Below are 8223 nucleotides of genomic sequence, written 5' to 3'. Positions count from 1 at the left end.
GCGGGGATAAGTTTTCGTTTATTCCTCGAAAAGCCCGGCGCTGTCGCGGTCGCGTGGATAGTGCTTTTTGAGCGGAAAGGGTGGAAGCCAGGCCTCGCGGCGGATCGTCCAGTTCTCGTAGGTCGGCATCAACTGGTTCGGGGCATCGAGGGCGCCCAGATGCACTTCGATTTCGTCGTCGGTGCGGGCAAAGACCGATGAGCCGCATTCCGGGCAAAAATTGCGGCCCTTGTAATCGCGGGTTTCGCCCGTGATCGTCACGGCGTTTTGGGGGAACATCGCCGCAGCGAAGAACAGCGCCCCGTGATGCTTGCGGCATTCCATGCAATGGCACAATCCCACCCGATTGGGTGTGCCCGTCGCCACAATGCTGACGCTGCCGCACAGGCAGCCGCCGGTGTATCGGTCCATGATGCGCCTCTCTTGCTGGTTGTGGAGTGGAAGGCTATCGCGGCGGATGGTGCAAGGCAATCGAGGGTGAAGGGCCGGGGAAGATAGCGGGAAGCGTGAGGCGATGAGGCGCGTCTTGCGCCTGTTGCCTTTTGGACACCGCTCCGACGGCGGGTCCAACTGAGGGGCGTGCGTCACACGTCCATGCCGTCGTTTCCTGCTTTCTGGATTCCGGTAACGCGTACCGGAATGACAGTTGGGGATGTGGGCGGCGTTGGTGAAAGAGTGCAGATGCACAACCAGACGCGTTCAGGCATCCGGCGGCAGCACTGTTAGATCGGTACTTCCTGGACGGCTGGCATAAATTCTGGTCACGGCGCGATCAGTTGTTATCACCTCAAGCCAGTAACGGACTCCGTTGCGCGGCTTCGACCAAAGACGGGGCGTTGGATGTGCCGATGTGTTGCTTCCGCAAGCGTAAATATCGGCACACCGCTTGCCTTCGTTGCGCCATGCGTCAGCATTGTTCTAGTGCCGTTCATAATGCCCTTCTGATCCACCTTCCGGTTCTTGCGGCCATACATTGACCACCAGAACTTTCTCGCGGTTCTGCAATGCATGCCTGCGACAGGTTCGATCGTAAATCGGGGCCCGTGCTTTGGCACCCATCCCACCCTCGGCTCGGCCAGCGGCCGCTTGCCACATTAACTTGGGTTAATCGGCGGTGAGCGCGATCTACGCAACGGCTCGGCCGGTTGTCACAGTCCCTGAACACGTTGCGGCCGACAGGCAGGACTGAAACGACACTCAAAGTCGCGCGTTGGAATGTGATAATTGAATGAGGATCGGCAACGCAGATGATTGAAGATCTGGAAATGGTCGGACGATTGGGGTTGGCAGCTTGTGGCGGGATCTTGTTGGGTTTCGATCGCGAACTGAGAGGTATGTCTGCCGGTATTCGCACCCACGGACTGGTTGCACTGAGTTCAGCGGCAATCACCATCTCGGCGCTGATGTTGCATGAGAGCTTTCGGGCGACATCGAACGGGGATGCGATCGACCCGTTGCGCGTTATACAAGGCTTGGCGCAAGCCATAGGGTTCATTGCCGCGGGTGCGATCGTCTTTACCCGCGGGCACGTCCATAACCTGACATCAGCGGCCAATATCTGGCTCGCGGCCTCGTTAGGCATAATCGTTGGCGCGGGACAATATCTTCTTTTTCTGGCCACGATCTCCATTGGCTTTACGCTTATAACGGTCGTCCGCCTTGCCGAGCGCCTGTTGCCCGGCAGCATCAAGCATAGGCAAAAGAAAAATAGCCGGTCCGATCAAGAGCCTCCCCAATCCTGAAAACGGGAGGCGTGCCCCAACTGCCGGTTGCATTCTTTTTTCGGGTTTCTGCGGCCTTCTTTGCGGACTTTGACCTTTCACTGGCCGGCCGCGCAGCCGAAGCCTTGCCGCCTTTCTCGCCGCCGCGATGTGCGGCTGGATTGCCGGTCCTTGTCCCGCGTCCTGAGCCCGATTTGTTTCCGCCACCGTCATCCTTGTTGACCGTGGCCCAAGCACGGCGCTCGGCTTCATCTTTTGCAACGCCGCGCTCCTCATAGCTTTCGGCGATGTGCTCGGCCTTGCGCTTCTGTTTGTCCGTGTATTTCGATTTATCCCCTTGCGGCATCTTCGTATCCTCCAGTGCATCGAGCATCGGCCTCGGGAGCATCGACAAGTCGTCTCCCCCCTGCACGGGTGTGATCGTTGACTGCCGCGTCATCACGCAGTTCAGCAGCCGTTCGAGGCACAGTCATCGGTTCAGACGCTTTGCTTTCTGTATTTGTGTCAGGCGAAGTGCTCATAGATTTTCTCCCAAGGCGCGACCGCAACGATTGAGCGGGTTGTCCGTTGTGTTCGCGTAACGCTTTGGAGCCGGGAATGTTGCTGAGAACCATCATTGCATCTGTGTTTGCGCTCGCGCCTGCAATCGCGCTGACAGCGCCTCTTTACCTCGGTGAACAAGAGGTGCCGGACGACCGGCTTGACGATGTACTTCAACATTGCCGGGCGCTTTACGCCCAGACCGCTGAGACCCAGGTCGTTGATGACCCATTCGTCGAGCGCGAAATGGAGGTCAATGGTAAGGACGACGAAGCCAGTGCCGGAGAGAGCGGCGCCGCAGCGGAACCGTCCGATCCCGATGACCAGGATCAGGATACTGAAACAGAAGACAACGAAGCGTTTGTGCTCGGCGAGATATCGCTCGAAGACTGCAAACAGGCCGGGCTGGTTCATTAACGCTCGTGGCGGTTGGGGCCAGAGGAATCAGGAGCGCGCTGAAATGAATGCAATGGAGCCATTCGATGCGTGTGGCTTGCGCTATGCAAGCGATGATGAACCGGGCTTTGGTCGCCGCCGCCGAGGCAAAGGCTTCAGTTATCATCGGGCAGATGGCAAGCACATTTCTCAAACGCGGGTTATTTCAAGAATTGAGCGGTTAGCCATCCCCCCGGCATGGATCGATGTATGGATCTGTGCCGATGCAACCGGGCATATTCAGGCGACGGGGCGCGATGGTGCCGGTCGCAAGCAGTACCGCTACCATGCCGCCTGGCTTGAGATGCGTAGGGCCAACAAATTCAACCAGCTTCGGAATTTTGGCGGTTGCCTGCCAGCGCTTCGCGACGCTGTAATGAGCGATCTTCAGTCGCGTGGACTTAACGCACGAAAAGTCGTCGCTACCGTCGTCTGGCTCCTCGACAATACGCTTATCCGGGTCGGCAATGAAGCCTATGTCCGAGAGAACAACAGCTTCGGGCTTACCACTCTCCGCAATCGCCACGTAGAGATCACCGGCCACAAATTGAAATTTACGTTCAAGGGCAAGTCAGGGCAAAAATGGGATCTCCGGCTTAGTGATCGCCGTATCGCCCATACGGTGCGCGCCATCCAGACCTTGCCGGGGCAAAGGTTGTTCCAATATCGGGATCAGGACGATGGATTGAACCAAGTAAGCTCGCAAGACGTTAATGCCTATATCAAACAGGCGGTAGGCGAGGAATTTTCCTCTAAGGACTTCCGGACTTGGGGAGGCACGGTTCGTGCCTTTGCCCTGCTGGGGCAAACTCCCGTGCCGCCAAACATGTCCGACCAGAAGCGACAACTCAATGCCGTTATCGACAAGGTGGCGCGCGAGCTCGGTAATACAAGGGCGGTTTGCCGCGCCTGCTATATCCATCCCAAATTGATCGAGCGTTGGGGCAGTGGTGAGCTCGCAGCCGACGTTGCTCAGCTTGGCAGAACTCGTTCCAGGAGCGGTCTTGATGTCGAAGAAACCGCGGCATTGAGATGGCTCGAAAACCAGTCTGAATAAACCGGCCCGTCCTAGTTCGTCTGCACCATTGCCGCTTTTTCGCCTTTGTCAGGGAACCCTCGAGCACTTGCTGGGTTAGCAAGCAAGGTTGATTGTGGAGGGCCTCACACCATGAACCGAATCGCCGGACTGGTCGCCTTGTCACGCAGGTCGATGCTGAAAAGTATGTTTCTGAGCGGTACGGCGTTGATTGCTTTTCCCAAGCTCGCGCTGGCGCGCGAGTTTCGCGGCGGAGAAACATGGCCATGGGCGCCCGGGGTTGCCGACACACCATACTTCGGCACAGAAACCGGTTCGTACCTGAATATGGCCGAGCGCGCGTTTGTCTACGCGGCGACTGCACGGCTGATCCCAAGTGATGACGATGGCCCCGGTGCTCGCGAGGCGGATGTCCTGACATTTATTGACCGGCAGCTCGCCGGTTTTTACGGGCGTGGGCAGCGCTGGTACATGAAGGGGCCATGGCCCGAAGGACTGGCTACCCAGGGTTATCAGTCTCAACACACCCCAGCCGAGCTGTTCCGTGTATGCATCGATGCCATAGACCAGTGGTGCGCGACCAATCACGACGCCCGGTTTGCCGATCTTGACGAAGCTATGCAGGATCAAATCCTCGAAAGGATCGAGGCTGAGGACGTCACCATCGAAGGTGCGCAAATTGCTACGTTCTTTGACCTGCTCAAAGAAATCACGATCGAGGGCTTCTTCGCTGACCCGATCTATGGGGGCAACCGCGACATGGTGGCGTGGCACTACGTTGGTTTTCCAGGCGCGCGCTACGACTATCGCGATTTCATCCACCACGACGGTGCGCCTATCACCATGCCGCCAGTGAGTCTTGCGGGGCGGCCTGGCTGGAACGTCGATCGATAATCCAAAGGGAGTTTTTGCGTGGAAACCTTGCCGCAAGCAGACGCTGTAATTATTGGCTTTGGCTGGACCGGATCAATTATGGCGCATGAGTTGACCAAGGCAGGGCTCAATGTCGTGGCCTTGGAACGTGGAGGGTGGCGCGATACCCCTACGGATTTCCCCCCCACTCTGGCCCCCGATGAATTGCGCTACTACTGGCGTCACGAAATGTTTCAGGAGACGTCGCGCGAAACACTGACCTTCCGCAACAATATGAGCCAGACGGCTTTGCCGATGCGGCGGTGGGGATCTTTCCTGCCAGGTGTCGGGGTCGGGGGCGCGGGAGTGCACTGGAACGGGCAAACGTTTCGCTTTCTGCCATCGGACTTTGTCGCAAAGACACACAATGAAGAACGCTACGGCCCTCTGCCGCCGGATATGACTGTCCAGGACTACGGCGTCACCTATGACGAGTTGGAGCCTCACTTCGACACATTTGAAAAGCTATGCGGGATCAGCGGCAAAGCAGGCAATATCCGCGGAACAATCCAGGAGGGCGGAAATCCCTTCGAAGGTTGGCGGAGTGACGAATATCCGAACCCGCCGATGGAGATGACGTTTTCGCAGGACCGTTTTGATTTCGCGGCGCGCGGCCTGGGACTCAACCCATTCCCTGCGCCATCGGCCAATATGAGCCAAGCATATGTTAATCCGCTTGGCATGTCGCTGGCGCCCTGCACCTATTGCGGCTTTTGCGAAAAGTTTGGATGCGGGAATTATTCCAAAGCCGCTCCGCAGACAACAATTATCCCCGTTGTAATGCGCAACCCCAACTTCACTCTGCGGACCAACAGTGAAGTGCTTCACGTCAACAAGCATCCCGATGGCACCAGGGCGACAGGCGTGACCTATGTCGATGCGTCAGGAAATCTGTTCGAGCAGCCCGCGGACGTGGTCGTGCTTTGTGGCTATCAATTGCAGAACACCCGCTTGATGTTGCTGTCTGAAATCGGGGAACCATACAATCCGCAAACCGGCCAAGGGCTGGTCGGCAAGAATTATACCTACCAGGTCATGAGTTCGGTGGAGGTCTTCTATGAGGAAGAGTTCACCAACAATTTTGTAGGGGCCGGCTCGCTCGGCATGATCGTGGACGATTACAATGGCGACAATTTCGATCACTCTGGCCTTGGTTTCATCGGAGGAGCATATATAGGCTGCTGGACGACCAATGCCCGGCCGATCGAGAGCCATCCGGTGCCGGAGGGAACACCGGAATGGGGTAGCGAGTGGAAGCGTGCCGTGCGGCATAATTTTCTCAAGCAGACCTCACTGTCGGTGCATGGCGCGTCGATGGCCTATCGCCACAACTATCTCGATCTTGATCCAACATATACCGATCATTGGGGTCGTCCGCTCATGCGGATGACATATGATTTCACCGCAAACGATCGCCTTCTGACCGATCATATTACCCCTATAGCGGCAGAAATCGCGCGGAACATGGGAGGGCGCGAAATCAAGATCAACGAGCGCCGTGGATCATACGACTCAATGCCCTACCAGACCACACACAACACGGGAGGCACCATTATGGGCCAGACGCCAGCAGACAGTGTGGTCAATCGGTATCTCCAGAGCTGGGATCTGCATAACCTGTTCGTCATGGGCGCAGGCGTTTTCCCCCAGAACGCTGGCTACAATCCCACCGATACAGTCGCAGCCCTTACCTACTGGTCGGCCGAGGCTATCACATCCCAATACTTGCGGTCGCCTGGCCCTTTGGTGCAAGCATGACCCTTAAGCTATTGATCATTGTTGGCGCCCTTTTGCTTCTTGCACCCCAAGCGGTTGCTCAAGAGCTTTCCTTCAGCCAGGTGGAACGTGGTCGGTATCTGGCCACCGCGTCCAATTGCGTGGGATGTCACACCGATTTTGAGAATGGTGGCGAGCGTTACGCTGGTGGCCGACCGTTGCATACTCCATTCGGGGTTATCCATTCGCCAAACATTACTTTCGATGATGAAACAGGTTTAGGGCTCTGGACCCGGGATGATTTTTATAGAGCGCTCGACGAAGGCATTTCGCGCGACGGTCACAATCTGTATCCGGCCATGCCTTATCCCAACTTTACTCTGATGCCGCGCGAGGATGTGGACTCGATTTATGATTACCTGCGCTCCCTCGAGCCGGTACATGCCGAAACGCCGGATAATGAACTGCCTTTCCCGTTCAACGTTCGGGAGGCCGTAATCGGGTGGAACCTGCTTTATTTCGAGCAGCGGCCATTTGTGCCCAGTTCGGAACACTCCGCCGAATGGAACCGCGGTCGATATCTCGTTGATGGACCGGCCCATTGTGGGGCCTGTCACACGGGCAAAAACTTTGCCGGTGCAGATGTCGAGGAGGAATACCTTCGTGGTGGAGTTCTGGAAGGTTGGCTGGCACCCAACATAAGGGGCGGCGAGAACGGCGGCATTTCTCATTGGTCAGAGGAACAGATCGTAGAATATCTCGCAACAGGCCGCACAGAGCATGCGGTTGCCATGCAGCGGATGGGCGAGGTCGTTGTGCTGTCGACCCAAAACATGGAAACCTCCGATTTGGAAGCGATCGCTCTGTATCTCAAGTCGCTCGAGGATGAACCGCGTGAGCCGGTCGATATGCCCGATGAAGCTGTCATGGCTGCGGGAGCCGCAATCTACTTCGACAATTGTGCAGCGTGCCATGACAGTGATGGCTCCGGCGTTCCTGGTATTTTTACGCCACTTGCCGGTTCAAACAAGCTAAATGCCGAAGATCCAACTACGGTACTGCGCATCATTCTCGAAGGAGCGCTGGCAGTTCCCACCGAGGCGCATCCTGGCCCGCTCGGCATGCCAGCCTTTGACTGGAAATTAACGGACATGCAGATTGCAGACCTTGTGACATATATGCGGTCCTCTTGGGGCAACTCTGCTTCGGCCGTCAGCGAGAGCGATGTAGCTGATCTGCGCGAACAGCTTGAAGAATACCGTTAGGGCAATGCCTCTGAGAGTTACGCCAGGTGCCGCCGAATGGAACGGACTGGGTGGCCAACGATTGCCCTTCTCATGATCAGTTGACGGAGACTTTCATGGCAAAGAACCAGCCATCACATGACGATCCGCGCAAGCTACAATCAGAGAACCGATCCAGCAAAGAGCGCGACGCGAATTTTATCGTCGATGAGTTCGATGTTCCGGTGCCCGAGGCGGCCGACCTGATCGCTCGCGATCCACAAGAGGCTGACGAGCTCCAGGAGCAAGCCTTTGAGCATCAAAAGCAACAGGATCCTTTAGAAGGGGTTCCGACCCCTGAATCGCCCGCTAGACCAAGAGATCGCAAGCCAGCCGGACATATGCAGAAGGACGTCAGGCACAGGAAAAATGAAGCGAGCTGAGGCCTGCCGATCGAGCAGTGTTGATCGTGGCATCCTGGCCGGCGCTGCAAACGGGGCACATGCCTCTTCTGCCAGGACCGAGTTCACTGGCAAGTGTGCTGTTCCGCAGGGAATGATCCTGGCGGCATTTCAGCAATTGTTCTTATCCCATGTTAATCCGCTCGCCATCCAGCCAACTCAAACCCGGCATCCCACAA

General features: G+C 56.9%; 8 protein-coding genes and 1 pseudogene. 7 read left to right on the top strand and 2 right to left on the bottom strand.

All coding sequences use genetic code 11. The features are described 5' to 3' along the window. Positions 1–18 precede the first annotated feature (18 nt). Positions 19–411, bottom strand: coding sequence for a GFA family protein (locus EO133_RS00245; protein WP_127070591.1), 393 nt, complete (start codon positions 409–411; stop codon positions 19–21). An 836-nt stretch (positions 412–1247) separates the two neighbouring features. Between EO133_RS00245 and EO133_RS00240 the strand changes: the two genes are divergently transcribed. Beyond that, a complete protein-coding gene (locus EO133_RS00240; protein ID WP_127070590.1) occupies positions 1248–1742 on the top strand; it encodes an MgtC/SapB family protein in 495 nt (164 codons plus the stop codon). A 28-nt stretch (positions 1743–1770) separates the two neighbouring features. Here the strand turns inward: EO133_RS00240 and EO133_RS00235 are convergent. Then, a pseudogene (locus tag EO133_RS00235) lies at positions 1771–2067 on the bottom strand (plasmid stabilization protein); the annotation flags it as partial. Positions 2068–2318: 251 nt separating this feature from the next. Here EO133_RS00235 and EO133_RS00230 point away from each other — a divergent pair. From EO133_RS00230 to EO133_RS00205, 6 genes are all read left to right on the top strand, one after another. Next, positions 2319–2678, top strand: a complete 360-nt coding sequence (locus tag EO133_RS00230; protein WP_127070589.1) for a hypothetical protein — start codon at positions 2319–2321, stop codon at positions 2676–2678. Between the two features lie 43 nt (positions 2679–2721). Continuing rightward, positions 2722–3753, top strand: a complete 1032-nt coding sequence (locus EO133_RS00225) for a DNA topoisomerase IB (RefSeq protein WP_127070588.1) — start codon at positions 2722–2724, stop codon at positions 3751–3753. Between the two features lie 111 nt (positions 3754–3864). Further along, entirely contained in the window at positions 3865–4626 is a 762-nt protein-coding gene (locus EO133_RS00220) for a gluconate 2-dehydrogenase subunit 3 family protein (protein ID WP_127070587.1), read from the top strand. A gap of 18 nt (positions 4627–4644) precedes the next feature. After that, positions 4645–6402 carry a GMC family oxidoreductase gene (locus tag EO133_RS00215; RefSeq protein ID WP_308788794.1) on the top strand — a complete coding sequence of 586 codons (1758 nt, stop codon included), beginning with the start codon at positions 4645–4647 and terminating at the stop codon, positions 6400–6402. Next, positions 6399–7625: a cytochrome c gene (locus tag EO133_RS00210; protein WP_127070586.1), complete on the top strand. Its 1227-nt coding sequence runs from the start codon at positions 6399–6401 to the stop codon at positions 7623–7625. The genes EO133_RS00215 and EO133_RS00210 overlap by 4 nt, the downstream gene beginning before the upstream one ends. A gap of 95 nt (positions 7626–7720) precedes the next feature. Then, positions 7721–8026, top strand: coding sequence for a hypothetical protein (locus EO133_RS00205; RefSeq protein ID WP_127070585.1), 306 nt, complete (start codon positions 7721–7723; stop codon positions 8024–8026). Positions 8027–8223 lie beyond the last annotated feature (197 nt).

Source organism: Pelagibacterium lentulum, assembly GCF_003992625.1.
GTDB lineage: Bacteria > Pseudomonadota > Alphaproteobacteria > Rhizobiales > Devosiaceae > Pelagibacterium > Pelagibacterium lentulum.
The sequence above is the reverse complement of the archived record's forward strand: the minus strand, read 5'-3'. Positions and strand labels throughout refer to the sequence as shown.

Bases quoted from the DNA above. Each gene is read 5' to 3' on its own strand.
- EO133_RS00245 (WP_127070591.1), bottom strand. From the start codon at position 411: ATGGACCGATACACCGGCGGCTGCCTGTGCGGCAGCGTCAGCATTGTG.
- EO133_RS00240 (WP_127070590.1), top strand. From the start codon at position 1,248: ATGATTGAAGATCTGGAAATGGTCGGACGATTGGGGTTGGCAGCTTGT.
- EO133_RS00230 (WP_127070589.1), top strand. From the start codon at position 2,319: ATGTTGCTGAGAACCATCATTGCATCTGTGTTTGCGCTCGCGCCTGCA.
- EO133_RS00225 (WP_127070588.1), top strand. From the start codon at position 2,722: ATGAATGCAATGGAGCCATTCGATGCGTGTGGCTTGCGCTATGCAAGC.
- EO133_RS00220 (WP_127070587.1), top strand. From the start codon at position 3,865: ATGAACCGAATCGCCGGACTGGTCGCCTTGTCACGCAGGTCGATGCTG.
- EO133_RS00210 (WP_127070586.1), top strand. From the start codon at position 6,399: ATGACCCTTAAGCTATTGATCATTGTTGGCGCCCTTTTGCTTCTTGCA.
- EO133_RS00205 (WP_127070585.1), top strand. From the start codon at position 7,721: ATGGCAAAGAACCAGCCATCACATGACGATCCGCGCAAGCTACAATCA.